General features: G+C 62.9%; 24 protein-coding genes. 17 read left to right on the forward strand and 7 right to left on the reverse strand.

Annotated features, from left to right (window positions below; translation table 11 throughout):
- The first annotated feature begins 3 nt into the window (after window positions 1-3).
- Together miaA and FGD77_RS15670 are read left to right on the forward strand one after the other, a co-directional pair.
- Complete coding sequence (miaA, locus tag FGD77_RS15665; RefSeq protein ID WP_255011084.1) at window positions 4-879, forward strand: tRNA (adenosine(37)-N6)-dimethylallyltransferase MiaA; 876 nt, start codon at window positions 4-6, stop codon at window positions 877-879.
- Window positions 880-972: 93 nt separating this feature from the next.
- Window positions 973-1,761, forward strand: a complete 789-nt coding sequence (locus FGD77_RS15670; RefSeq protein ID WP_255011085.1) for a helix-turn-helix transcriptional regulator — start codon at window positions 973-975, stop codon at window positions 1,759-1,761.
- Window positions 1,762-1,768: 7 nt separating this feature from the next.
- Here FGD77_RS15670 and FGD77_RS15675 read toward each other — a convergent pair whose 3' ends face one another.
- Complete coding sequence (locus tag FGD77_RS15675; protein ID WP_255011086.1) at window positions 1,769-2,362, reverse strand: lytic transglycosylase domain-containing protein; 594 nt, start codon at window positions 2,360-2,362, stop codon at window positions 1,769-1,771.
- 188 nt (window positions 2,363-2,550) lie between these two features.
- Between FGD77_RS15675 and FGD77_RS15680 the strand changes: the two genes are divergently transcribed.
- From FGD77_RS15680 to typA, 3 genes are all read left to right on the forward strand, one after another.
- On the forward strand, window positions 2,551-3,060 hold the full coding sequence (locus FGD77_RS15680; protein ID WP_255011087.1) for a single-stranded DNA-binding protein: 510 nt from the start codon (window positions 2,551-2,553) through the stop codon (window positions 3,058-3,060).
- Window positions 3,061-3,107: 47 nt separating this feature from the next.
- Entirely contained in the window at window positions 3,108-3,986 is an 879-nt protein-coding gene (locus FGD77_RS15685; RefSeq protein ID WP_255011088.1) for a GNAT family N-acetyltransferase, read from the forward strand.
- A 97-nt stretch (window positions 3,987-4,083) separates the two neighbouring features.
- Window positions 4,084-5,904 carry a translational GTPase TypA gene (gene typA / locus FGD77_RS15690; RefSeq protein WP_255011089.1) on the forward strand — a complete coding sequence of 607 codons (1,821 nt, stop codon included), beginning with the start codon at window positions 4,084-4,086 and terminating at the stop codon, window positions 5,902-5,904.
- Between the two features lie 455 nt (window positions 5,905-6,359).
- On the opposite strand, the gene FGD77_RS15695 is transcribed toward typA, so the two are convergent.
- From FGD77_RS15695 to recA, 3 genes are all read right to left on the reverse strand, one after another.
- On the reverse strand, window positions 6,360-6,647 hold the full coding sequence (locus FGD77_RS15695) for a DUF1330 domain-containing protein (RefSeq protein ID WP_255011091.1): 288 nt from the start codon (window positions 6,645-6,647) through the stop codon (window positions 6,360-6,362).
- Window positions 6,648-6,650: 3 nt separating this feature from the next.
- Window positions 6,651-9,314 carry an alanine--tRNA ligase gene (gene alaS, locus FGD77_RS15700; RefSeq protein WP_255011092.1) on the reverse strand — a complete coding sequence of 888 codons (2,664 nt, stop codon included), beginning with the start codon at window positions 9,312-9,314 and terminating at the stop codon, window positions 6,651-6,653.
- Window positions 9,315-9,449: 135 nt separating this feature from the next.
- On the reverse strand, window positions 9,450-10,532 hold the full coding sequence (gene recA / locus FGD77_RS15705) for a recombinase RecA (RefSeq protein WP_255011094.1): 1,083 nt from the start codon (window positions 10,530-10,532) through the stop codon (window positions 9,450-9,452).
- A 180-nt stretch (window positions 10,533-10,712) separates the two neighbouring features.
- Between recA and FGD77_RS15710 the strand changes: the two genes are divergently transcribed.
- The 5 genes from FGD77_RS15710 to FGD77_RS15730 all read left to right on the forward strand — a co-directional run bounded on the left by FGD77_RS15710 (window position 10,713) and on the right by FGD77_RS15730 (window position 15,131).
- On the forward strand, window positions 10,713-11,351 hold the full coding sequence (locus tag FGD77_RS15710; RefSeq protein ID WP_255011095.1) for a sulfotransferase family protein: 639 nt from the start codon (window positions 10,713-10,715) through the stop codon (window positions 11,349-11,351).
- A 165-nt stretch (window positions 11,352-11,516) separates the two neighbouring features.
- Window positions 11,517-12,665, forward strand: a complete 1,149-nt coding sequence (locus FGD77_RS15715; protein ID WP_255011096.1) for an SRPBCC family protein — start codon at window positions 11,517-11,519, stop codon at window positions 12,663-12,665.
- Complete coding sequence (locus FGD77_RS15720; RefSeq protein WP_255011097.1) at window positions 12,662-13,453, forward strand: SDR family NAD(P)-dependent oxidoreductase; 792 nt, start codon at window positions 12,662-12,664, stop codon at window positions 13,451-13,453. The genes FGD77_RS15715 and FGD77_RS15720 overlap by 4 nt, the downstream gene beginning before the upstream one ends.
- Entirely contained in the window at window positions 13,450-14,196 is a 747-nt protein-coding gene (locus tag FGD77_RS15725; protein ID WP_255011098.1) for an SDR family oxidoreductase, read from the forward strand. Before FGD77_RS15720 ends, FGD77_RS15725 begins: the two co-directional genes overlap by 4 nt.
- Complete coding sequence (locus tag FGD77_RS15730) at window positions 14,196-15,131, forward strand: 3-hydroxyacyl-CoA dehydrogenase NAD-binding domain-containing protein (protein WP_255011099.1); 936 nt, start codon at window positions 14,196-14,198, stop codon at window positions 15,129-15,131. The genes FGD77_RS15725 and FGD77_RS15730 overlap by 1 nt, the downstream gene beginning before the upstream one ends.
- Window positions 15,132-15,195: 64 nt before the next feature.
- Here the strand turns inward: FGD77_RS15730 and FGD77_RS15735 are convergent, their stop codons facing one another.
- From FGD77_RS15735 to FGD77_RS15745, 3 genes are read right to left on the reverse strand one after another with little or no spacing between them, the layout of a single operon-like run.
- A complete protein-coding gene (locus tag FGD77_RS15735) occupies window positions 15,196-16,020 on the reverse strand; it encodes a substrate-binding domain-containing protein (RefSeq protein WP_255011101.1) in 825 nt (274 codons plus the stop codon).
- A gap of 34 nt (window positions 16,021-16,054) precedes the next feature.
- Window positions 16,055-16,750, reverse strand: coding sequence for an ATP-binding cassette domain-containing protein (locus tag FGD77_RS15740; RefSeq protein ID WP_255014263.1), 696 nt, complete (start codon window positions 16,748-16,750; stop codon window positions 16,055-16,057).
- A 14-nt stretch (window positions 16,751-16,764) separates the two neighbouring features.
- Window positions 16,765-17,469 (reverse strand): ABC transporter permease, encoded by a 705-nt coding sequence (locus FGD77_RS15745; RefSeq protein WP_255011102.1) that lies wholly within the window; start codon window positions 17,467-17,469, stop codon window positions 16,765-16,767.
- Window positions 17,470-17,751: 282 nt separating this feature from the next.
- Here FGD77_RS15745 and FGD77_RS15750 point away from each other — a divergent pair, with 282 nt between their 5' ends.
- From FGD77_RS15750 to FGD77_RS15780, 7 genes are all read left to right on the forward strand, one after another.
- On the forward strand, window positions 17,752-18,615 hold the full coding sequence (locus tag FGD77_RS15750; RefSeq protein WP_255011104.1) for a xanthine dehydrogenase family protein subunit M: 864 nt from the start codon (window positions 17,752-17,754) through the stop codon (window positions 18,613-18,615).
- Window positions 18,612-19,088: a (2Fe-2S)-binding protein gene (locus FGD77_RS15755; protein WP_255011105.1), complete on the forward strand. Its 477-nt coding sequence runs from the start codon at window positions 18,612-18,614 to the stop codon at window positions 19,086-19,088. Before FGD77_RS15750 ends, FGD77_RS15755 begins: the two co-directional genes overlap by 4 nt.
- Window position 19,089: 1 nt before the next feature.
- The gene (locus FGD77_RS15760; RefSeq protein WP_255011106.1) at window positions 19,090-21,333 is read left to right on the forward strand and encodes a xanthine dehydrogenase family protein molybdopterin-binding subunit; all 2,244 of its coding nucleotides are present in this window, start codon (window positions 19,090-19,092) and stop codon (window positions 21,331-21,333) included.
- Between the two features lie 4 nt (window positions 21,334-21,337).
- Window positions 21,338-21,583 (forward strand): MoaD/ThiS family protein, encoded by a 246-nt coding sequence (locus tag FGD77_RS15765; RefSeq protein ID WP_255011108.1) that lies wholly within the window; start codon window positions 21,338-21,340, stop codon window positions 21,581-21,583.
- A gap of 192 nt (window positions 21,584-21,775) precedes the next feature.
- Window positions 21,776-22,498 (forward strand): response regulator transcription factor, encoded by a 723-nt coding sequence (locus FGD77_RS15770; RefSeq protein ID WP_255011110.1) that lies wholly within the window; start codon window positions 21,776-21,778, stop codon window positions 22,496-22,498.
- A 6-nt stretch (window positions 22,499-22,504) separates the two neighbouring features.
- Window positions 22,505-23,674 (forward strand): FIST N-terminal domain-containing protein, encoded by a 1,170-nt coding sequence (locus FGD77_RS15775; protein ID WP_255011111.1) that lies wholly within the window; start codon window positions 22,505-22,507, stop codon window positions 23,672-23,674.
- Entirely contained in the window at window positions 23,668-25,929 is a 2,262-nt protein-coding gene (locus tag FGD77_RS15780; protein ID WP_255011112.1) for a hybrid sensor histidine kinase/response regulator, read from the forward strand. The genes FGD77_RS15775 and FGD77_RS15780 overlap by 7 nt, the downstream gene beginning before the upstream one ends.
- Window positions 25,930-25,985: the final 56 nt, after the last annotated feature.

Consider the following 25,985-nt stretch of genomic DNA (forward strand, 5'->3'; position numbering starts at 1 on the left):
GCCATGCTGGAGCATTTGAACATATCGACGGGCGCACCTGTGCTGATTGCCGGACCGACTGCGTCGGGAAAATCCGCGCTGGCGCTGGAGATTGCACAGCGTTTGGGCGGCGTGATCATCAACGCCGATTCCATGCAGGTCTACGAGGGCTGGCGCGTCCTGACCGCGCGCCCCTCGCCCGAGGATGAGGCGCGTGCGCCGCATATGCTGTACGGCCATGTGGCACAGGAGGCCGCGTATTCCGTCGGTCATTGGCTGCGCGACGTCGCCCCGTTGCTGGAGGGCGGCGCGCGGCCCATCATCGTCGGCGGCACCGGCCTGTATTTCAGTGCCCTGACCGAAGGTCTGGCCGAGATTCCGCCGACCCCCGCCGCAATCCGGGCCGAGGCGGACAGCCTGCGCACCAGCGGCGCATTGCAGCGGATGATTGATGCATTGGACGAAGCAACCCGCGCGCGCATAGATCTGCGCAATCCCATGCGCGTGCAGCGCGCGTGGGAGGTGCAGCGCACCACCGGGCGCGGACTGGCCGACTGGCAGGACGCGACGCCGCCGCCGTTGCTGCCCCGCGCAGATGCCCATGCGCTGCTGCTGGATGCGGACCCGGCTTGGCTGAACGCGCGGATCGCAGGCAGGCTGGGCGCGATGCTGGAGGCCGGCGCACTGGGCGAGGTGCGCGCAAACATGGCCCATCTGGCGGCCGCGCGCCCCAGCGCAAGGGCGATCGGCGCGCCCGAGCTTGCTGCGCATCTGCGCGGCGAAATCAGCCTGACCGCGGCGCAGGAGGCGGCCACCATCGCCACACGCCAGTTTGCCAAGCGGCAGCGCACATGGTTTCGGGCCCGGATGAGCGGCTGGCAGCGCATTGCACTGCCCTAAGCTGGCTGATTTTCACTTTCGCAACATTTAGCGGTTTCAACTGGCTGCACAGTCGCAGTACCTTGCCGCAATAGCACCAGAGGGACGTAAGCCGTGACAACCGCGCCCGAAATCCTGACGATTGCACAATGGGCGCATGGCGCCCCGTGGCGCCTGACCCTGCCGCACAGCCAGACACGTCACGCGCTGATCTGGATCACACGCGGACAGGCGCGCGCGGCGGTTGGCGGGCTGCGCCGGGGCATCGGGGCGCATAATGCGCTGGTAGTGCCGGCCGGCACGCTGTTTTCATTGGATATAGGTCCGGGCTGTTATGGCCAGGTCTGCCTGATCCCACCGGGCGGCCCTGCCCTGATGCAAGACGAGCCGGAGCATCTGCGCATCCGCGAGGCGCAGGCGCAGGGCGAACTGACGGCGCTGCTTGAGGCGATGATGCGCGAGACCTCACAGGCCCGGCCCTTCGCGGACGAATCGGCGCAGGCACTGGCGATCATGATCTCTGTCTGGTTGCGCCGCGCGTTGATCGGTCAGGACCCCGTACCGCGCCTGACAGCGGCGCAGCGTCTGGTCGTCGCCTATGCGGCCCTGGTCGAGCAAAGCCATGCATCAGGACAGCCGATGGCCGCCTATGCCCGCGATCTGGGGGTGACGCCCACGCATCTGGGGCGCAGTTGCAAGGCCTGCTGCGGGCTAACCGCTGCCGATCTTCTGGTGCAACGCACGCTGCATGCCGCGCGCGTGTTACTGGAGGATGGAGATGACGCGATCCGCCACGTCGCGGCGCAGCTGGGGTTCGGCAGCGCGGCCTATTTTTCGCGCTTCATACAGGCCCATACCGGCGCCAGCCCGTCGACATTGCGCCGCAAGGCACAGGCGGCGTAAGGTGCGCCTAGTTGCCCCAGATCACGCGGACGTAATTGGTGGTTTCCTTATAGGGCGGCACGTCGCCGTATTTCTTGACCGCTGCGGGACCGGCATTATAGGCCGCCAGCGCCAGCCGCCACGATCCGAATTCGCGGTATTGCATCGCCAGATAGCGCGCGCCGCCTTCCAGATTCTGTCGGGGATCGTGCGGGTCGACCCGCAGCACCGCCGCTGTGCCCGGCATCAGCTGCGCTAGGCCAATCGCGCCCTTGTGCGACCGCGCCGCCGCCTTCCAACCGCTTTCCTGCTGGATGAGGCGCAAAAAAAGATCCTCGGGCACCGAATACTTGCGCGCCGCCGCCTTGGCCAATTTCAGGAATTGGCCGCGATAGGCGCCGCGATAGGCCTTGGCGCTGCCCCATTTGGTGGGCGTATTGATGCGTTCGGGTTGCAGGCGCACGGATGCCTTGTATTGCGACGACGCGCGGTTATCCAGAACGCCGGTCTGCGACTTGAACAAATGACCGCGATTCTTGGTTGACAGAACCTCGGCATGGGCAGCCTGCGCCACGATAACTGTCGTTGCAAACGTCAGTACCGCGCTGAAAAATCGCTTCATATGAATACCCGGTCCTGTCCCAATAGAACCCGGTTACCCGATTCCGTCCACGATTTCCAGCTTTGCGCGCGCATCCCGCGCCGGATCTTGCCATTCAGCGCCTCCGTCCAACCATTTTGGGCTGGCATTAACGCTGTTCAGATGATGTAACACGAAGTCAAATTCCAAGCCCTATCAGGAGGACGCGCATGGCCGGGTCGGTTAACAAAGTCATCATCATCGGTAATCTGGGCCGCGATCCCGAGGTGCGCACGTTCCAGAACGGCGGTAAGGTGTGCAACCTGCGCATCGCCACTTCCGAGACGTGGAAGGACAAAAGCACCGGCGAGCGGCGCGAAAAGACCGAATGGCATTCCATCGCCATCTTTCAGGAAGGGCTGGTGCGCATCGCCGAGCAATACCTGCGCAAGGGCTCCAAGGTCTATATCGAAGGCCAGCTGCAAACCCGCAAATGGCAGGACCAGTCCGGTCAGGACCGCTATTCAACTGAGGTGGTCCTTCAAGGTTTCAACGGCACGCTCACCATGCTTGACGGCCGCAGCGAAGGCGGCGGTAGTGGTGGCGGCGGCGGATATTCCGGCGGCGGTGGCGGTGGCGGCTACGGCGGTCCGGATGATCGCGGCGGACCGTCCTCGGGCGGATCTTCTGGTGGCGGCAGCGCGCCCTCGCGCGATTTCGACGACGAAATCCCGTTCTGATCGGAAATTAACGATACCTTAGCCATGCGCGCTGTTCACTGGCGCGCATGGATATCGACTTTGGCCCGCCGGACAGGCATGGCGATCTGCCCGGCACCCCGCTACAGCAATGCGGCACCTATGCGGCTGTCATGGCGGCGTTCGGCTGTAATCCCGTATTGGCCGATATCCACGATGGCAGCGTGTTGCTTGGCCGCGCGCGCGTCCATGTACGCCGCGTCGGCCCGCTGCGCATGGCATGGCTGCCGCGTGGACCTGTCTGGACGGATGCCGCGACACCTATCCTGCAACATCGCGCACTCGCGGCGCTGCCCCGCGCCGCGCCATGGCGTGCACTATGGGCGATAGGCTGCGATAGTGCCGGTATCCGGCGCGGCCTACAGGCGGCAAAAGGCCTTGAAATGGCCGAACTCGACCTCGCGCCATGCGCCACTGCTCGCCGCGCGGCCCAACATGGGAAATGGCGCAACCGGCTGAAGCGCGCTGAAGCCTCCGACCTTAACGTCACCGCACGCCCCCTGCTGCTGCCGCAAGACGCCCCGCTGCTGGCGCAGGAAACCGCTCAGCGGCGCAGGCGCGGTTATGCAGCCCTGCCCCATGCATTTACCGAAAAATGGACCAAACTTGCACCCGACAGCACCCTGCTGCTGACAGCAAGGGAAAACGGCACGCCGGTCGGCTTCATGCTGATGCTGCTGCACGCGCCGGTCGCGACCTATCACATCGGCTGGAGCGGACCGCGCGGCCGGGCGCTGAACGTGCACAACCTGCTGCTGTGGCGCGCGTCTCAGGACCTGGCCGCGCGCGGTTATACACGGCTGGATCTGGGTCGCACGGATACGGCGCGCACGCCGGGTATTGCGCGGTTCAAAATGGGGACCGGCGCCGCGCCGCGTGCGGTGGGGCCGACCACGCTTTGCCTGTGACATCAGCCACCCAATCCCGCTTGCGCGCCCATTTGCCTCTGGTAAAATGCGCGCGCAGCCTGTAGGGCGCCAGAAAAAACCCCAAGGATTGACCCGAATGGACCTTCGCAATATCGCGATCATCGCCCACGTTGACCACGGCAAGACGACGCTTGTGGACGAGCTACTGAAACAATCGGGCGCCTTCCGCGCCAATCAGGCCGTGGACGAGCGTGCGATGGACAGCAACGATCTGGAGCGCGAACGCGGTATCACGATCTTTGCCAAGCCGACTTCGGTCGAGTGGAAGGGCAAGCGCATCAACATCGTAGACACCCCCGGCCACGCCGATTTCGGCGGCGAGGTCGAGCGTATCCTGAGCATGGTCGACGGTGTCGTTCTGCTGGTCGACGCCGCCGAAGGCCCGATGCCACAGACCAAATTCGTGACGTCCAAGGCTCTGGCCCTCGGTCTGCGCCCAATCGTGGTGCTGAACAAGGTCGACAAGGCTGACGCCGAACCCGACCGCGCACTGAACGAATGTTTTGATCTGTTCGCCAGCCTCGGCGCTGACGACGATCAGCTGGATTTCCCGCATATGTACGCCTCCGGTCGATCAGGCTGGGCCGATCACAAGCTGGACGGACCGCGCAAGGATCTGAGCGCACTCTATCAGTTGATCGTCGACCACGTCCCCGCCCCCAAGCAGGTCAAACGGCAGGGCGAAGATTTCCGCATGCTGGCCACGACGCTTGGCGCCGATCCCTTCGTCGGCCGTCTGCTGACAGGCCGCGTGGAATCGGGCAAACTGAAGGTCGGCGCGACCGTGCAGGCCCTCAGTCGCATCGGCCAGAAGATCGAGCAGTTCCGCGTCACCCGTATCCAGGCCTTCCGTGGCCTTGCAAGTCAGGACATCGAAGAAGCCCAGGCCGGCGATATCGTCAGCCTTGCCGGCATGTCCAAGGCGACTGTGGCCGACACGATCTGCGCGCTGGCCGTGGATGAACCGCTGGAAGCCCGCCCGATTGATCCGCCCACCATCACAGTCACCTTCGGCATCAACGACAGCCCCCTTGCCGGGCGCGACGGCAAGAAAGTGCAAAGCCGTGTCATCCGCGATCGCCTGATGAAAGAGGCCGAATCGAACGTCGCCATCAAGATCTCCGACACTCCCGGCGGCGAGGCCTTCGAGGTGGCCGGGCGCGGCGAATTGCAGATGGGCGTTCTGATCGAGAACATGCGCCGCGAGGGTTTCGAGTTGAGCATCAGCCGCCCTCAGGTCGTCATGCGCGAGGGCGAGAATGGCGAACGGCTGGAGCCGATCGAAGAGGTCACGATCGACGTCGACGACGAGTACTCGGGCGCGGTCATCGAGAAACTTACCGGCGTCCGCAAGGGTGAGATGACCGAAATGAAGCCGGCCGGCGCGGGCAAGACCCGTATAATCGCGCATATCCCGTCGCGCGGTCTGATCGGCTATCACGGCGAATTCCTGACCGACACACGCGGCACCGGTGTGTTGAACCGCGTTTTCCACAGCTGGGCTCCTCACAAGGGGTCGATTCCAGGTCGCCGCGCAGGTGTGCTGATTTCGATGGAAAACGGCGAGTCGGTCGCCTATGCCCTGTGGAACCTTGAGGATCGCGGCCGTATGTTCATTGGCCCGCAGGCCAAGATCTACACCGGCATGATCATCGGCGAGCACAGCCGCGAAAACGATCTGGAAGTGAACCCGCTCAAAGGCAAGAAGCTGACCAACGTGCGCGCCTCCGGCACGGACGAGGCGGTGCGCCTGACCACGCCCATCGAGATGAGCCTGGAACAGGCCATCGCCTATATCGACGATGATGAGTTGGTCGAGGTCACGCCGAACGCAATCCGGCTGCGCAAGCGCCATCTTGATCCGCACGAACGCAAGCGTGCGACAAAAGCGAACTGATTTCTGATCGTTATCAACCGATCTTCATCCGCTACTTCAATGGTGTCCGGGATAGGAAACTCGGGCACTATTTTCTTCTGGGGCGCAGTCTTGCGAATGGCGGGGTACCTTGCCTGCCTAAGCCCCAGCGTACTGCCAAGCAGCGCGAGATAGGCGGCAATCCTGATTCAGACACTGTTCAAACCTCTGCCCTTGAGGGGCAGAGGTTGCGTCGATTACGACATAAATGGGCGGGGATATATCGATGATACAGACACTGCGCCCTGCGGATTAGGCAAGACCATAACCGCAGGGCTGCCCATCCGATCATCTCGCGGCACAGCGGCAAGCAATCATGGCAAGTCGTCAGGTATTGAACGCCGCCTCGAAGGAGGCATAATCCACCCGACGCCAGGGGCAAAGTTCTGCCGGACAGCCCAAGAGCGCCGCACAAATTCTGCCACCGTTTGGGTATATCATTCGGTCGTTTCGACGATCAGTAACTCGCGCTCTGACGCGCCACGCGCATGGTTCAGCGCCTCTTGGTATTCCGGCGAGTGGTAGCAGGCCTCGGCCGCCTCGACACTGTCGAACCGCGCGACCACATTGCGAGGACGCTCGCGCCCTTCCAGCTGAACAAAACGGCCACCGCGCGCGATAAAACTGCCGCCGTGTTTGGCGATGGCCGGGCCGGCCAGCGTGGCATATTTTCCGTAGGCGTCCTCGTCGGTGACGGTGACATGGGCGATCCAAAGTGCGGGCATGATTTATCCTTTCAACAGATTTCTTGCGGCATCGATGGCGGCTTCGGCCTTGGACGCATCGGCGCCGCCGCCCTGCGCCATGTCAGGGCGGCCACCGCCGCCCTTGCCGCCCAGCTGCGCGACAGCCGCGCGTACCAGATCCACCGCCGAGATGGTTCCGGTCTTGTCCTCGGTCACGCCTGCGGCAACGGCAGCCTTGCCGCCCGTGTCCGCGATCAGCACGACCGCACCGCTGCCGATGCGCGCCTTGTGTTCGTCGACAAGGGCGGGCAGCTCCTTGCCCGATACGCCGCTCAGCACCTGCGCAAAAAACTTCGTGCCGCCGATCTCCTCGGTCTCGGCATCAGCGCCCTGCCCCGCGCCGCCGCCCATGGCCAGCTCGCGCCTTAGCTGCGCCACCTCGTTTACCAATCCGCGACGTTCGTCAATCAGCGCACGTACCCGCGCCTGCGCATCATCCGGGCGCACCTTGAGCGCGCCGGCAATCTCGGTCAGGGTCTTGGAGTGACCACCCAGATGGCGCAGCGCGGCCTCACCGGTCAGCGCTTCGATCCGGCGCACCCCGGCGCTGGAGGCAGCATCGCCCAGCAACACGAACAAACCAATATCGCCTGTGCCCGCCACATGCGTGCCGCCGCACAGTTCGATCGAATAGGTGCGCTGATCCGTGCCCTTGCCCGAGCCATCCTGCCAACCCATCGACACGACGCGCACCTCGTCGCCGTATTTTTCACCGAACAGCGCCTGCGCGCCAAGATCACGCGCCTCGTCCGGCGTCATGATACGCGTCTCGACCGGAGTGTTCTGGCGGATATAGGCGTTTACATCCGCCTCGACGCGGGCCAGTTCGTCTGTCGTCAATGCCTTGGTATGGCTGAAGTCGAAGCGCAGGCGGTCATCCGCATTCAGGCTGCCGCGCTGCGCCACGTGATCCCCCAGCGCCTCGCGCAGCGCCTCGTGCAGGAGGTGCGTCGCAGAATGGTTCGCGCGGATTGCGCTGCGGCGGTCGTGATCGACAGCCATCTGGACGGCGGCGCCCTTGGCCAATGCGCCTTGCGTCACTTCGGCGAAATGGATGAAAACGCCCGCCACCTTGCGCGTGTCCGTGATGCGCGCGGCGCCACCGTCACAGGTCAACGTGCCGGAATCGCCCACCTGACCACCTGATTCGGCATAAAATGGCGTCTGGTTCAGCACAATCTGCACCGTCTCACCCTCCGCCGCGCTGCCGGTCACCTCGCCGTTCCGTACCAGTGCGACGATCTGCGCCTCGGCGATCTCGGTGTCATACCCCAGAAAGTCGGTGACGCCGCTCGTCTCGGCAATGTCGTACCAGACATCCGCATCCGCCGCCTCGCCACTGCCGGACCATGCCGCGCGGGCCTTGGCCTTCTGCGCAGCCATGGCCGCGTCGAACCCGGCGGTGTCAACACCGCGGCCCTTTTCGCGCAGCGCATCCTGCGTCAGGTCCAGCGGAAAACCGAAGGTGTCATACAGCTTGAACGCCGTCTCGCCGGGCAGGTCGGCGCCGTCGTCCAGTTCATTCAGCGCGTCGTCCAGAAGGCCCAGCCCCCGGTCCAGCGTCTGCTTAAAGCGTGTCTCCTCCAGCCGCAGAGTTTCCTCGATCATGCCCTGCGCGCGGCCCAGTTCAGGGAACGCCTGCCCCATCTGAGTGACCAGCGACGGCACAAGGCGGTACATCACCGGGTCCTTGGCGCCCAGCAGATGCGCATGACGCATGGCGCGCCGCATGATTCGGCGCAGCACATAGCCGCGCCCCTCATTCGACGGCATCACGCCATCGGCCATCAGGAACGAGGTCGAGCGCAGATGATCCGCGATCACGCGGTGATGCACATTGCCCGGCCCGTCCGCATCAGTGCTGGTGGCATGCGCGCTGGCCTCGATCAGGGCGCGCATGACGTCGGTGTCGTAATTATCGTGCTTGCCCTGTAGCAGCGCGCCGATCCGTTCCAGCCCCATGCCGGTGTCGATCGACTGCATGTCCAGATCGCGCTGTGTGCCGTCCTCGAACCGCTCGTTCTGCATGAAAACAAGGTTCCAGATTTCGATAAAGCGGTCGCCATCCTCCTCCGGGCTGCCCGGAGGGCCACCCCAGATTTCGGGCCCGTGATCGTAGAAAATTTCCGAGCAGGGCCCGCAAGGACCAGTGGCGCCCATCGACCAGAAGTTATCGTCCGTGGCGATGCGGATAATCCGCTCGTCCGGCAGGCCCGCCACCTTCTTCCAGAGGTCTGCGGCTTCTTCGTCGGTATGGTAAACGGTGACCAGCAGCTTGGATTTATCCAGCCCGAAATCGCGCGTCAGCAGTTCCCAAGCAAAGCGGATCGCATCGTCCTTGAAATAGTCGCCAAAGCTGAAATTGCCCATCATCTCGAAAAACGTGTGATGGCGTGCGGTGTAACCGACATTGTCCAGATCGTTGTGTTTGCCGCCCGCGCGCACGCATTTCTGGCTGGAGGTGGCGCGCACGTAGTCGCGCTTTTCCAGCCCGGTAAACAGGTTCTTGAACTGAACCATGCCGGAATTGGTGAACATCAGCGTCGGGTCGTTGCGCGGCACCAGCGGCGAGCTGTCGACAACCCGGTGATCGTTACGGTCGAAATAGCTCAGGAAAGTCGAGCGGATGTCGTTCAGCGTCGCCATGTTAGGTCTCTTTTCGCGGGATTTTCAGGATACTCGGGCGCTCTAGTGATTATCCGCCCCTGCCGCCCCTGTCTACCGCAAGAAAAAGGCCCGGCGCGCGTGGCGGCCGGGCCTGTCATCTTCATGCGCGCACCCTCACGCCTCCATCAGGTCGTCATCGCCGCCGCTACTGCCCTCGGGGCCGCTCATATCGAAATCCAAACCATGCGCCGCGCGGATCTTGTCTTCGATCTCCAGCGCCATCTTGCTGTTTTCCTTCAGGAAGGTCTTGGCGTTCTCACGCCCCTGACCGATCCGCTCGTCGCCATAGCTGAACCAACTGCCGGATTTCTCGACCACGCCCGCCTTGACGCCCAGATCCAGAATCTCGCCCATCTTGGAAATGCCTTCGCCATACATGATGTCGAATTCCACCTGCTTGAAGGGCGGCGCAACCTTGTTCTTGACCACCTTGACGCGGGTCGCGTTACCGACGATTTCGTCGCGGTCCTTGAGCGCGCCGATACGGCGAATATCCAGACGCACAGAGCTGTAGAATTTCAATGCGTTACCACCCGTCGTCGTTTCGGGGCTACCGAACATGACGCCGATTTTCATGCGGATCTGGTTAATGAAGATCACGGTGCATTTCGTACGGCTGATCGAGCCGGTCAGCTTGCGCATTGCCTGACTCATCAGGCGGGCATGTACGCCGACGCTGCTGTCGCCCATGTCCCCTTCAAGCTCGGATTTGGGCGTCAGGGCAGCAACCGAATCGACCACGATCATGCTGACCGCGCCCGAACGCACCAGCGTGTCGACAATCTCCAGCGCCTGTTCGCCCGTGTCGGGCTGCGAAATCAGCAATTCGTCCAGATCGACACCCAGCCTGCGCGCATATTGCGGATCCAGCGCGTGCTCGGCATCGACAAAGGCGCAAACGCCGCCTTTTTTCTGCTCTTCCGCGACGCAATGCAGCGTCAGCGTGGTCTTGCCTGAGCTTTCGGGGCCGTAAATCTCGACAACGCGGCCCTTGGGAATGCCGCCGATGCCAAGGGCAATATCGAGGCCCAGCGATCCGGTCGAGGTCGACTCGATATCCTGAATCGGGTTATCGCCCAGCTTCATGATCGAGCCCTTGCCGAACTGCCGTTCGATCTGCGCAAGCGCGCTATCGAGGGCCTTCTGCTTGTCTGCGCTTTTTTTATTGTCCATGCTCAAAAGATCTGCCGTTGCCATTGCGTTTCGTCCTTATTCCACACCCTGCCTCTAGCGGCAATTGCTGCGTTTGTTCGCCACTTGTTCCCACTACACATGAAGACAAAGCGAGAACATTTCAAGATAATTGTTCACATCTTCACTTTTACGCAGAAGTGTTAAAGAAGGGTTACGCATATCCCGGCGGGGGCGGAGTAAGTCATGTTGGTGTTTTCCAAGCATAAACTGGTATTTCTATCGGTCCCCAAGACCGGCACGACGGCGTGGCAGGCGGCGCTGGGGCCGCACGCGTCAATGATCATTACCGACCCGCCCGAGCTGAAACATGCGCCGATTTTCCGCTACAATCGGTTTTTCCGCCCTGCGCTGGAGAAATTCATCGGCGATGATCTGCACGTCATCGCGGTAATGCGTCATCCCATCGATTGGCTGGGCAGTTGGTATCGCTACCGCCAGCGCCCATTTTTGCACGGCAAGCCAACCAGCACGGCGGGCCTCAGCTTTGACGCATTCGTGCTGGATTATCTGCAAGACAAACAGCCACGCCATGCCAACGTAGGTTCGCAATCGAAATTTCTCGAGCCACAGCGCAACGGGACGGCGGCGACGCACCTCTTTCGCTACGAAGATCAGCCGACGCTGGAGCGGTATCTGGAGGGGCGCATGGGCTTTGCGGTCAAGGCCGACAGGAAAAACACGTCGCCCGTAGCCGCCCTGCCGCTGACCCGCGAAACCGAGGCGCAACTGCGACGAAAATATGCGCCCGACTTCCGGCTATATGACAGTATTGGCGACGATGGCCGCTACACGCCCGAACCTGTTCCCTCGCCCGTGGAGTAAGGTCGGGCCCAGGGCGAGGTGCCCAATGTGTCCAGCCAGGCTAAACTGGCGGCGATCCACGCATATATTATTTGCAATATTCACGCCATGATCTGCGATGATCGGGGGCGGCGCGACCATCTCTGCCCCCCCCCCCCGTGCCTCTTTGATATTTGGAGCGATGCCATGACCCAGTTTCCATCAGCAGGCGAATTTGCCGACATTCGGCGCGGCTATGACGCTGACAGCAACCGCTCTCTGTCGCTGCGCAGCGACGCCTATACCGAGGCCAAATGGTTTGACGCCGACCTGCGCGCCATCATGGCAATGCACTGGCAATGGGTCTGTCACGTTGAAAAACTGCGCGCGCCGGGCAACTACATTGCGCTTCAGGTCGCGGGCCAGCCGATAGCCATCGTGCGCGACCGCGACGGGATTCTGCGCGCCTTCTACAACGTCTGCAAGCACCGCGCGCATGAGTTGCTGAGCGGCGAAGGTGTGACCAGCCGCATCATGTGCCCCTATCATGCGTGGGTCTACAAGCTGGACGGCCAGTTGGTGCGCGCCCCCGAAACAGAACATCTGGAGGATTTCACCCCATCCGATATCTGCCTTGACGAGGTGCAGGTCGAAGAATTTTGCGGGTTTATCTATGTCAATCTCGACCCGCAGGCGACATCGCTGGCCAAACAAACCGGCGATCTGGAGACCGAGATCCGCCACTGGGCGCCCGATATCGAGAACCTGACCTTTGGCCGCCGTCTGACCTATGATATCAAATCGAACTGGAAGAATGTCGTGGACAACTTCCTCGAATGTTATCACTGCCCGACAGCGCACAAGGATTTCTGCGATCTGGTCGACATGGACACCTACAAGGTCACGACCTATGGCATCTATTCGTCGCACATGGCCGAGGCCGGGACGTCACCCAACAGCGCCTATGATGTGTCCAACGCCACGGTGAAAACCCACGCCGTCTGGTGGCTGTGGCCGACGACCTGCCTGATGCGCTATCCGGGCCGCTCCAGCATGATCGTGCTGAACGTGATCCCGATGGGGCCTGATCGCACGCTGGAAACGTATGATTTCTACCTCGAGACGCCCGACCCCGACCCGATGGAGGTCGACGCGATGCGCTATATCGACGAGGTTCTGCAACCCGAGGATATCGGACTGGTCGAAAGCGTCCAGCGCGGCATGAGCACGCCCGCCTTTACCCAAGGGCGCATCGTCAACGACCCCTCAGGCTCGGGCAAATCGGAACATGCGGTGCATCACTTCCACGGGCTGGTGCTGGACGCCTACGCCAAGGCCGCCGAGGAGGCCGCATGAAGCTGCAAGGCAAGACCGCCCTCGTCACCGGCGGGCGCGGCGGTATCGGGCGCGCCATCTGTGCGCGGCTTCTGGCCGAAGGCGCGCGCGTCTATGCGGCGGATCTCAGCGAAGGTGGATCGCTGGACGCGCCCGGCGGCGCCGCTGAATTTATCCGCTTGGATGTCAGCAGCGAGGATGAGGTGCGCGAAGCGATGGACCGCATCGCAGATGAGGCAGGCAAGCTGGACATTCTGGTGAACGCCGCCGGTATCGAGATCGAGAAAACCATCGAGGATACCACGCTCGACGAATGGAACCGCAGCTTTGCCGTCAACGTCACTGGCACGTTCCTGACGTCCAAATACGCCCTGCCCCTGATGCGCAAGGCAGCAACGAACGGTACCACCGCATCGCTGATCAACTTCGGCTCCTATGACGGGTTCATCGCCGATCCGGGCCTGGCAGTCTATTGCGCGACCAAGGGCGCGGTGCATGCGCTGACCCGCGCGATGGCCTGCGATCATGGTCCAGAGGGTATCCGCGTCAACGCGATCTGCCCCGGCTATATAGATACGCCAATGCTGCAAAGCTTCTTTACCGGAGATGGTTCGGGCGCGGGCGGCAAGGACATCGGCGAACTGCAACAGGCTGTGCGCGATGTGCATCCCATGCGTAACTATGGCACGCCCGAGGATGTCGCCAATCTGGTCAATTGGTTGGCCAGCGACGAGGCGCGCTATGCGTCCGGTCAGCTGTGGGTCCTGGATGGCGGGCTCAGCGCGCAAGTCCAGCAGATGAAGCTGTGAGCGCGCGCGTCGCAATCGTCACCGGCGCCGGACGCGGCATTGGCCGCGCCATTGCGGTGCGGTTGATGGCGGATGGCTACACCGTGCTTGGATGCGGGCGCAGCGCGCGCGGCGGTGATTTCCCCGAGGGCGCGGAATGGACACAGGCCAGCGTGGCCGAGACATCGGGCGTTGACAAGATTTCAGCCGCGGCGCAGGCCTTGGGCCGCATCGCCCTTCTCGTCAACAATGCCGGCGTGCAGGTTGAAAAAACGACCATGGACAGCACCGATGCCGACTGGGATCTGGTAATCGGCGCCAATTGCCGGGGTGTGTTCAACATGTGTCGCGCCGTTCTGCCGATGATGGAGCAATCGGGCGGCGTTATCGTCAATATCGGCTCGATCTCGGCCACGGCGGCGGACCCGTCCATGGCGCTTTACAACGCCTCGAAGGCCTTCGTACATGGCCTCACTCGCTCCATCGCCATCGATCACGGGCCGAATGTGCGCTGCAACGCCATCGCGCCCGGCTGGATCCTGACGGAGATGGCCGATGACGCCTTCGCACTGGCAAATGACCCCGAGGCGGCCAAGCGCGACGCCCTCGCCCGCCACCCCGTGGGCCGCATGGGGACGCCCGAGGATATCGCCAATATGGTGTCTTGGCTGGCCTCCGATCAGGCGGCCTATATCAGCGGTGCCAGCTTTACCGTGGATGGCGGCATGACCGCCGCCTCCCCGCTCAATCCGGGATTGTTCTGATGGATCATGCACGTACCGCCTGCCTTGGCGCTGGTGTCATCGGCGCCAGCTGGGCGGCGCTGTTTCTGGCCTCTGGCCGCTCGGTCGCCGTTTACGACCCTTCGCCCGAGGCCGAGGCTCAGACCCGCGCCTATGTCGAAACCGCATGGCCGACCCTGACCCGGCTGGGCCTGACCGTGCATGGCACCCCGGACGCGCTCTCCTTTCACACCAGCGCCGCCGCTGCGGTAGAGGGCGCAACTTTCGTACAGGAAAACGTGCCCGAACGACTGGCGATCAAGCATGCCGTCTTTGCCGAGATCGAACCGGCGCTGGCGCCCGGCGCCATTGTCGCCAGTTCCGCGTCGGGGCTGACGCTGGGCCAGATGCAGGACGGCTGGGCCGATCCGGCGCCGCTGGTGCTGGGACATCCGTTCAATCCGCCGCATCTGGTGCCGCTGGTCGAGGTGATGGGAAACGCGCGCACAGGCCCCGGTGTGGCCGATGCCACCGCCGCATTTTATGAGAGCATCGGCAAGGTGACGATTCGCGTCACCAAGGAAGTGCCCGGCCATGTCGCCAACCGCCTCCAAGCCGCCGTCTGGCGCGAGGCGATCCATCTGGCCAAGGAAGGCGTCGCCAGCGTCGGCGACATAGACAAGGCGATGTGGGCCGGTCCCGGCCTGCGGTGGGCGGCGATGGGGCCGACGGCGTGTTTCAGCCTAGGCGCCGGGGCGGGCGGATTGCAGGCGTTCTGCAATCATTTTCGTGATACGTTCAACGGCTGGTGGGATGACATGGGGCGCCCCTATCTGGATGACGACACGATCACGATGCTGGTCGACGGCGCCGACGACGCGGCGGATGGCATAAGCCACGACGAGATGCTGGCGCGCCGCGATGCGATGATCACCGTCATGCAAGAGGCCCTGCGCCCGCATCGCAAGGGCAGATAGCCTCGCAAGGAAACGCGGCGCACCCGGATGGGTGCGCCGCGTCAATCTTCGACAAAAGCCGTGCCTACTCAGCCGCCTTCGACATGTCGGTCATCGTGGCGTTGAAGGTGAAAAGCTGCTCGCCGTTGATGCGGTAGCCGTCGATCAGCTCCTTGGCGCGGGCGCTGGTCAGCCAGACTTCCAACTCTTCGGCCAGATCGCTTTTGACATGATCACCCTTGTCCGGGTTTACGGGCAGATAGGCGTATTGGTTGAACAGCGCCGGATCCCCGGCATATAGCAGTGCCAGATCGCCCTTGTTGCCGAAATTCAGCCAGCTGGCGCGATCCGACATGATATAGGCATCCATACCGGCGGCGGTGTTCAGCGATGCGCCCATGCCAGCGCCGACGGCCTTGTACCAGTCACCCTGCGCCGCGACGTCGATATCGGCGACTTTCCACAGGCTAAGTTCCTTTTTATTTGTGCCGCTGTCATCGCCGCGGCTGACAAACGGCGCCTCGGCAGCCGCGATGGCGCTGAGGGCGGCGGCGGCGCTATCGGCACTGCCGACGCCTGCGGGATCACCGTTCGGGCCGATGATGACGAAATCATTATACATAATCTCGCGCCGGTGGGTGCCGTGCCCGGCGGTCACGAATTTTTCCTCGGCAGCCTTGGCATGGACGAGCACCGCATCGACATCGCCTGCCTCGCCCAGCTTGATCGCTTGACCTGTGCCAACGACCAGCAACTGCACGTCGATATTCGTGTCCTTCTTGATTTCCGGCAGCAGAACCTCGGCCAGGCCCGAATTGTGAAAGCTGGTCGTCACGGCCATCTTCATCTCTTCGGCATTGGCGGCTGCGCCGGTCAGGGCGACGGCCATGGCAAGTGTCAGTCTACGCATTTGAATAGCTCCTGTTACTTAGAGTTTGGGGGGTTCAATCTACGATGTCGCCTGCCAGAAACGCGGTGGCAGCGTCCGTGGCGGGTGCATCAAAAAACGTGGCGGCGGCAGCGATTTCATGCACTTCGCCCCTGCGCAGGAATACGACCTCGCGGGCCAGGCGCCTTGCCTGCCCCATGTCGTGCGTGGCCATGACGATACGGGTTCCAGCACCCGTTGCAAGGCGCAAAATCGCCTCGATCTCGCGCGTGGCGCGTCCGTCCAGTGATGCGGACGGCTCGTCCAGGAACAACACTTCGGGCCGGGTGATCAGCGCGCGGGCCATCGCCAGCTTTTGCTTCTCGCCGCCCGACAGGACGGTGGCGGGGCGCCCCTCCAGCCCCTCAAGGCCGATACGCGCACACCACTCGGCTGCCGCCTCGCGCGCGGTGGCGCGGGGGGTTCGCACCAAACGCAAAGGATAGGTCAGATTGTCCAGCACCGATCGGCGCAGCATCACCGGCGTCTGAAACACAAACGCCTGCCGCTGCTCGGCCTGGCTCTGTGGGCAGCCCCATTCGATACGCCCGGCGCTCAGCCGCTCCAGCCCGTGCAGCGCCTTCAGCAGGGTTGACTTGCCCGCGCCGTTGGGACCGATCAGCGCGGTGATTCCGTGCCCGTCCAGCACCAGATCTATTGGCCCGATCAGGCGCTTGCCGCGCCTGTGCACGCAGGCGCCACAGGCGCGCATGGGCAAAAGCGCGCTCACCACCGGCCTCCTGTTTCGGTCCGGCTGAGCCAGTGGATCGCAAGGTTCACCATGATCGACAGTGCGATCAGGATGAACCCCAGCCCCAACGCCAGCGCGAAATTGCCCTTGCCCGTCTCCAGCGCGATGGCAGTCGTCATCACGCGCGTCAGATGGTCGATATTGCCACCGACGACCATGATCGCGCCCACCTCGCCCACGCCGCGCCCGAATCCGGCCAGCGCGGCGGTCAGCAGCGCACGGCGACCGTCCCACAGCAGCGTGGTGATCCGCTGAAGCCGGCCAGCATTCATCGAGATCAGCAGATCGTGATATTCGGCCCATAGCTCGCGCAGGGATTGATGTGCGATGGACGCGATCAGCGGCACGATGATGATGACCTGCGCGATTACCATGGCAGTCGGAGTGAAAAGCAACCCAAGCACACCCAACGGGCCGCTGCGCGACAGCAGCACATAGACGACAAGGCCCACCACGACAGGCGGCAGCCCCATCAGCGCGTTCAACACCGCAATGGTCGCCCGGCGAAAACGAAACCGCTGCACCGCCAACAGCGCCGCCAACGGTAGCGCAATCGCCGAGGCGATCAGCAATGCGCAAAGCGTCACGCGCAGGCTGCGCCCGGCAATCTCGTAAAGATCAGGATCAAGGCAGACCACCAGCCATGCCGCCTGCAACAGGCCATCCAAAAGGTCATTCATGGCAAAGGCTCGGTCATTCTGGCATCACATTGCGGGGGCCGCAAATGCGCGCACCGGTCATTGGCGCAAGTTGGCCGACGTGGCGCCGCGCCGCAACCCATCAAATGCGCCGTGACGGCAGCATCTTGTGTGGTGGGTCGCGACGGCCCCGGCCCTAGGGTCGCGCATGAACCGATTGCGGGCGGGCGCGGTTTCAGGTTTACTCGCGCACAACTGCCCGCATCCCGGCGGCTCTGGCGCAGGACGCCGGATCTGGGCGCCGCGCAAGCCATGGAGCGACAAATGCAATACATGAAACCGCAAACCGCGGCCGAGGTGTCAGATATCCTCGCCCGTAGCGAGGGCGCGGCGCGCATCCTCGGTGGCGGCACCGACCTGCTGGTGCAACTGCGCTCCGGCATGATCGAGCCCGAGACGATCGTGGACATCAAGCATCTCAGCGGCATTGCCGACATCACCGCCGAGGATGGCGGCCTGCGCATTGGCGCTGCCGTTTCCGGCCAGAAACTGGGCGAACACGAAGGCGCCTGCGCCATGTGGCCCGGCGTGGTCGAGGCGTGCGAGCTGATCGGCTCGACCCAAGTGCAGGGGCGCTGCACCATGGTCGGCAATCTGTGCAACGGATCGCCCGCCGCCGATAGCGTGCCAGCGATGATCGCCGCAGGCGCTGTGGTGCGGATCGAGGGGCCGGACGGCCCCCGCGACTGCGCCGTCGAGGATATCCCGGTCAGCCCCGGCAAGACATCGCTGGGCAAGGGCGAATTCGTGTCGTCCGTCTTCCTTCCCGCCCGGCCAAAGGGTGCAGCAGACGCCTATCTACGGTTCATCCCGCGCACCGAAATGGACATCGCCGTCGCCTCGGCCGCGGTAAATATCGAACTGGCCGAGGATCGCACGATCAAATCCGCGCGCATTGCCCTTGGCGCCGTCGGCCCCAAGGTGGTGCTGGTCCCAGACGCCGCCGACGCCATCATCGGATCAAAGCTGGAGGATCCCGCCATCGCCGCGCTGGTGCGCGCCTGCGAAGCCGCCTGCAACCCGATCGATGATAAGCGCGGCACCGCCGAATTCCGCACCACCGTCGCAGGCGTGCTGGCCAAACGCGCCGCGCGCATCGCCATGACACGCGCAGGAGAAAACGCATGAAAAATATCCACGTCTCCACCACCATCAACGGCGATGACGCCGAATTTGTCTGCGCGCCCGAGGAAACCCTGCTGGACGCATTGCGAAACCGCCTCGGCCTGAGCGGCGCCAAGGAGGGCTGCGGCACCGGCGATTGCGGCGCCTGCACTGTGGAAATGGACGGGCGGCTGGTCTGCTCCTGTCTGGTCCTTGGCGCCGAGGTGCAGGATGCCCAGATCAAGACGGTCGAAGGCATGGCCATCGGCGAGGCGCTGCACCCCTTGCAGCAGGCGTTTATCGACCACGCGGCGCTGCAATGCGGCATCTGCACCCCCGGCATTCTGGTCGCGGCGAAAACCCTGCTGGAGCGTAACCCCGACCCGAGTGATACCGAAATCCGCTATTGGCTGGCCGGCAATCTGTGCCGCTGCACCGGCTATGACAAGATCATCAAGGCTGTCCAGATCGCAGCCGCCGACATGAGAGGCGCATGATATGAACGTCGTTTCCAAAACCAAAGCGGACTTCAAGGTCGTCGGCACCCGCGTTGCGCGCCCCGATGGCGTGGACAAGGTGACGGGCCGCGCGCTCTATGGCGCTGACTTCTCGGTGCCGGGGATGCAGGTCGGTCTGATCCTGCGCAGCCCGCACGCCCATGCGATCATCAACAGCATCGACGCGTCCGACGCACTGGCCCTGCCCGGCGTCAAGGCGGTCGTGACCTCCGCCGATCTGGGCCTTCCCGAGGACGAAAGCCTGCGCGACGTGCAGGACAACTGCATGGCGCGCGGCAAGGTGCTGTATGACGGCCACGCCGTCGCCGCCGTCGCCGCCAAGGACATGGTGACCGCCAAGGCCGCGCTGAAACTGATCAAGGTGGACTACACACCCCTGCCCCATGTCACCGAGGTAGACGAGGCTATAAAGGTAGACGCGCCCGTGGTCCAAGAAGCGCGCGCCGACGACTCCGTGCCCGAGGGTAGCAGCCCCAACGTCACGCATTATTGCGAATTCGGGCATGGCGATCTGGAGGCCGGTTTTGCCAGCGCCGACAAGATCATCGAGCGCAGCTTTACCACAGCCGCAACCCATCAGGGGTATATCGAGCCGCACGCCTGCCTTGCCACCTTCGGCAATGACGGCAAGGCCGATCTGTGGTGCTGCACCCAAGGTCAGTTTTTTGTGCGCGAGCTGTGCGCCGGCATCATGGAGATGGAAGCCAGCCAACTGCGCGTGACAGCCTCCGAAATCGGTGGCGGCTTCGGCGGCAAGACGACGGTGTTCATCGAACCTGTCGCGCTGGCCCTGTCCCGCAAGGCCGGCCGCCCGGTCAAGATCGTAATGAGCCGCGTCGACGTCTTTCGCGCCACCGGACCCACCGTGTCGTCCTCGATGGATGTGCGCATCGGCATGACCAAGGATGGCCGCATCACCGCAGGCGAGGCCAAGCTGCGCTATCAGGGCGGCGCGTTTCCCTGCGTCACCGTCGATATGGGCGCCCAAGCTGCCTTTGCCGCCTACGACATGGAGGCTGTGCGCACCCAGGGCTGGAACGCGCTGACCAACCGCCCCAAGGAGGCCGCATACCGCGCACCCGGCGCACCGATGGCGATCTACGCGGTGGAAAGCGTGGTCGACGAACTGTGCCAGGAATTGGATCTGGACCCGCTGGACGTGCGCCTGAAAAACGCCGCCGACGCGGGCACCAAAGCCTCCTACGGCGTAACCTTCGACCAGATCGGCCTGCGCGCCACGCTGGAAGCCGCCAAGGAGCACGCGCACTACCACGCGCCGCTGGGCGAAAATCAGGGCCGCGGCCTTAGCTGTGGGTTCTGGTTCAACTTCGGCGGCAACACCTGCGTATCGCTGAACGTCAACAGCGACGGCACAGTCGGCGTGACCGAGGGCAACCCCGATATCGGAGGCAGTCGCGCGTCGATCTCGATGATGGCCGCCGAAGAGATGGGCATCCCCTACGAAAAGGTCCGCACCGTCATCACTGACACCAACAGCCTTGGTCACAACGACGTCACCGACGGCAGCCGCGTGACCTTTGCCGTGGGCCTTGCCACAATCGAGGCCGCGCGCGCCGCGATCCGCGTGATGTGCAGCCGCGTGGCGAAAATCTGGGGCATCGACGAGGATGCGGTCGTCTGGGAGGATGGCGCCGCCAAACCTTCTGGCCCGAACGCGGGCGATTTCGAGCCGATGACACTGGCCGACATCGCCGCCATCGCGTCTGAAACCGGCGGGCCGATCGCGGGCCATCACGAGGTCAACGCCGAGGGCGCGGGCGTCAGCTTTGGTGTGCATCTGGCCGATGTGGAGGTCGATCCCGAGACAGGCGCGACGCAGGTATTGCGCTACACCGTCTTTCAGGACGCGGGCAAGGCCGTGCATCCCGACTATGTCGAAGGCCAGATGCAGGGCGGCGCGGTTCAGGGCATTGGCTGGGCGCTGAACGAGGAATATATCTATGGCGAGGATGGCCGCCTGCAAAACGCGGGCTTTCTCGATTATCGCATTCCGGTGGCCTCGGACCTACCCAATATCGACACGGTAATCCTGGAGATCCCCAACCCCGGCCACCCCTACGGCGTGCGCGGTGTGGGCGAAACACCGATTGTCCCGCCCCTCGCCGCCCTGTCGAACGCGGTCAGCCGCGCGGTGGGCGTGCGCCTGCACGAATTGCCGATGTCGCCGCCCAAGATCCTCAAGGCGATCACGGCAAAGGGCTGAGCCGATGGTCGCTGTCAAACTCTGGGGGTCATTGCGCGATCACGCCGAGGGTCAAGAGGTGGTTGAGGTCGAGGCCAGCAATTTCAAGGAATTGCTGGACGCCCTGGCCGCCAAGTATCCGGGGCTGAAGCCACAGATCGACCGCGGGGTATCCCTCGCGGTCGATGGGCTGGTCTATCGCAATTCGTGGTTTACGGAGGTGAAGCCGGATAGCGAAGTGGTGTTGATGCCGTATATGAAGGGCGGATGAATTTGTCGGACGGTGGGGTCTTTTCCCGCCGTCGATATATGCGATCGCAGGCCGTGTTTACAAATCGCGACACGCCTGACGCTCTGCCCGACCCGCCTGATCACCATACCGCCGCAGTTTTGCCAAATCCGAATATTATTGGCGACTGATGCGGCCGGACTTGCTAAACTCGACGATGGGAGGAGCCTGCAAATGCAGTCCCATGGCGATACGCATAGTCTGGTGATGATACGTTCGGTTCTCGTGATCGACGATCATCCTTTGTATTGCGATGCGCTGGCGTCGACATTGAAACGGATTTACCAGCTTCAGACGGTCAGGACCGCGACAACCCTCAGTGATGCGCTGAAGTTGGTTGGGCCGCGCTTCATGCCGGATCTGGTCGTTCTGGATCTCAAACTGCCCGATGTCACCGGGCTGAGCGGGTTTCTGAAGATCAGGGACAAGATACCCGACGTGCCGGTTCTGGTCGTGTCCGCCATTTCTTCGGACGAAACGATACATGCCCTGATGCAGGCAGGCGCGGCGGGCTTCGTGCCCAAGGACGCTTCGCCAAAGGTATTGCAGAACGCGCTGACGATCGTTCGCGAGGGACAGAAATACCTGCCGCCAGGCTATACCGCGCCGTCCGGGCCATCAGGTGATACGCTTTCCACGTGCGAGATCGCCCGCAAGATCGCGGACCTGCCCCCGCAGCAGGCCCGTATCATGCAACTGATTTGTGCGGGCAAACCCAACAAGCAGATCGCCTATGAGATGTCCCTTGCCGAAGCGACGGTGAAGGCGCATATCACCGCGCTTTTACGGCGCCTTGGCGTTCACAACCGCACGCAGGCGGCAGTTCTGGTCCGAAGTGCGCAGCTTGATCAGAGCGCCGAAAGCTCTGACGCCGATTTGCGCGCCCTGTTGAACTAACCCGCGATGGAGGACAGCACCACTGATAGTCACCCGGCCAGCAAGATCGTCGGTGTGGGCGTATCGCGGGCCGACAATGCGGATCAGGCCATGCGCGAAGCAGTGGTCGCGCTGCCGGATACCGGAATCTGCTTTGCCTTGGTGTTCGTCCCCGAGCGGCTGGAACCCGACGCCGTCGCCGCCGCGCTGGCGCGCCACCTTCCCACGACGCTGGCCTTCGGGTGCACCACTGCCGGGCAGATCACGCCCGAGGGCTACGAAAGCGACGCCTTGCTGATCGTCACCTTTCCGCGCGAGCATTTTCGCTGTTCCTCGTCGCTGATCCATCCGTTGAAACCCGTATCCATCGCCGCGACGGCGACAAAGGCGCGCCAACTTGCGACCCGGTTTCAAAAGACCGCCGGTTGGAACCGGTTTGCGCTTGTGCTCGCCGATGGGCTTTCGAAACAGGAGGATGTTCTGGTCGCCGCGCTTGAGGCGGGGCTGGACGACATGCCCGTCTTTGGCGGGTCCGCAGGGGGCGGCATGGCGTTCCGTTCAACCTTCGTGTTGCACGGCGACAGTTTCCACAGCAACGCCGCCCTGCTGATCCTGCTGGAGACCGATCTTGCGTTCAACGGGATCGGTTTCAACCATTTCCTGCCCACGCAGCAGTGCATGGTAGTGACACAGGCCCTACCGGACGAGCGCGTTGTGCTGGAGCTCAACGGCTCGCCTGCCGCTCAGGAATACGCGCGTCAAATCGGTTGCGAGATTGGCGATCTTTCGCCCCGCGTGTTCGCCGAAAACCCTATGTTGGTGCGTAGTCACACCGCATGGCACGTCCGTGCGATCCAGCAGGTGACCGAAAACGGCGGACTGTCGTTTCTGTGCGCCATCGACGACGGGCTGCTGCTGACGCTGGGGCGCAGCCGGGCGATCCTGGAGACGCTGGAAAGCGGTCTTTGCGTGCTTGGCCCGGACGGCCCGCATCCGGATCTGATCCTCGGGTTCGACTGTTTCCTGCGCAAGCTCGAGATCGAACAGAACGGGATCGTGCCGCAGGCGTCAGAAGTGTTGCGTCGGCACCGTGTCCTGGGCTTCAACACTTTCGGAGAGCAGCACCGTGGCGTCCATGTCAACCAGACCTTCGTTGGCGTCGCCTTTTTTGCACCACAAGGGGAAAATCCGTGCTGATCGACCGTAATCAGCCGCTGGAGATACAGGTCGAGAAACAGGCCCGCATCATCGACGCCCTGATCCTGCGCGCCAACCGTGCGCATGATTTCGGCGACTCGGCCTATGCGCTTTTTCAGTCCGCGGTATCGCTTCAGGACGAAGTTTGGGAGAAATCCAAGGATCTGGAACTTGCGCTCGACACGCTGGGCAAGGCCAGTGTCGAGCTGGAAACTGCGGAATTCGCCCGCGATCAGATGCAGCGCAATCTGGCCGATGTGCTGGACATGATGGAGGGCGGATTTGCGCTGTTCACCGCAGACAAGCTTCAGATTTGCAACGACATCTTCCAAACGCTGATCCCCGACATCGCGGCGCGGATCGTCCCCGGGCTGACTCTGGAAGCCTATTTTGAACTCCTGAACGGCAGCGCGCTGGCCACGCTCAACCATGACCTTGCCACGCCGCCCGGCGCACGGGAGCAGACTCAGAAGCTCAGCCCAGGTGCGTCCTTTGTGCTGGCCCTGCCGCATGACCGGTGGTTTCAGGTCATTTCGCGGCGCACCAGTTCCAACAGTACAGCGCTTTTGCAAACCGAAATTACCGGCATTGTCCGCAAGAACCGTCTGGAAAAAGACCGGCTGATCGATGAGCAGACGCATTTTCTGCAAGCGGCGTTTGACAACATGACCCAAGGGGTCTGCACGTTTTCCGCAGAAGGAACGCTTCTGATCCAGAACGCGGCATTCGGGGGGCTTCTGGGCCTGCCCTACCCACTGCGTCGCAAAGGAACGGCCTTTGCCCAGATCCTTGAGCATGTGACACGCAATCGCCTGTTGCAGGTCACGGGTCTCCGGCGCGACATCGAGGAAATGATCCTACGAATGCGCCGTGACGGCATGCTTCAGGACCGGATTCGGCAAATCGACGGCCGCGTTCTGGACCTTCACTTCAGCATGCTGCCCGATGGCGGCTTTATCGTGAACATCATGGATATCACCGCCGAAACCCAGACCACGGAATCGCTGGAGAAACGCGTTCAGGAAAGAACCGCGGAACTCACGCAGGCCAATCTGCGCCTGCGCCAGCAGTATGAAGCGCAGGCAAGGGTCGAGGACGAGTTGCGCATCGCCAAGGAAGAGGCCGAAGCGGCAGTATCCTCCAAGACGCGTTTTCTGGCAGCGGCAAGCCATGATCTGCTCCAGCCGATCAACGCGGCAAAGCTGCTGATCTCGTCACTGGTCGAAGGCTCGCGCGGCAGCGGCATGCTTGAAACCGTCGAGCGGCTGGACCGCGCATTTAATTCTATCGAGAGCTTGCTGCACGCGCTTCTCGATATCTCCCGGCTGGAGTCGACAGGCACCGAAATTGCGCTGAGCGAATTTGAGATCGATCAGATCCTTCACCATGTCAGCGAGGATTGCGCGCCTCTGGCCGCTGAAAAATCCCTGCGCCTGTCGGTCGTGCCAAGCGGTCTGCGCGTGAAAAGCGATCAGCATTACCTGTTACGTTGCGTGCAGAACCTTGTCGTCAACGCGATTGAATATACCCCGAAAGGGCGCGTTTTGGTCGGTTGCCGACGGCGTGGCGGCAAGGCGGTGCTTGAGGTTTGGGATTCGGGCATCGGGATTTCCCGCAAGGACCAGAAGGTGATCTTCAAGGAATTCAGCCGTATCAATACCAGTGCCACCGGCCCCGGCATGGGGTTGGGGCTGTCGATAGTCGAACGGGCCTGCCGTCATCTTGGCCACAGTATCAGTGTGCGCTCCAAGCCCGGTGTGGGGTCGGTGTTTTCGCTGGAACTGCCGATTGCGCAATCCGGCAGCGCGGCGCAAGGCGTTCGCTCGCGGATGCCGTCGACGCCGCAGTTCGACATGGACCTGATCATCGTCGTGGTGGAGAACGACCCCGACGTCCTGTTCGCCACCACCCAAAAACTGGAAAGCTGGGGCGCCAGTGTGCTGGGTGCCCACGGCACGCAAGAAGCGATCCAACTGGTGCGCGAGATCGGCATGCCCCCCGACCTCATCCTGGCCGACTATCAGTTGGACGATACGGATGACGGGATCAAAGCCATCACGGCGCTGCGCGATCTGGTGAAATCCGAAACCCCCGCGATCATGATTACCGCCGACCGCAGCGAATGGCTGTTGCAGGCGGGGCAGAACCATAATTTTTCGGTTCTGACGAAACCCGTGCATCTGTCACGTCTGCGCCCGCTCATTGATTGGAAGACACGCCCCGCCGGTCCACAAGGCCAGCAAACGCAGACATAAGTCTTTGGTGACACATGGCCCGCACCGCATAAACTGGACGCGAAGGTAGGAGCCGC

The organism is Roseovarius sp. M141, assembly GCF_024355225.1.
GTDB lineage: Bacteria > Pseudomonadota > Alphaproteobacteria > Rhodobacterales > Rhodobacteraceae > Roseovarius.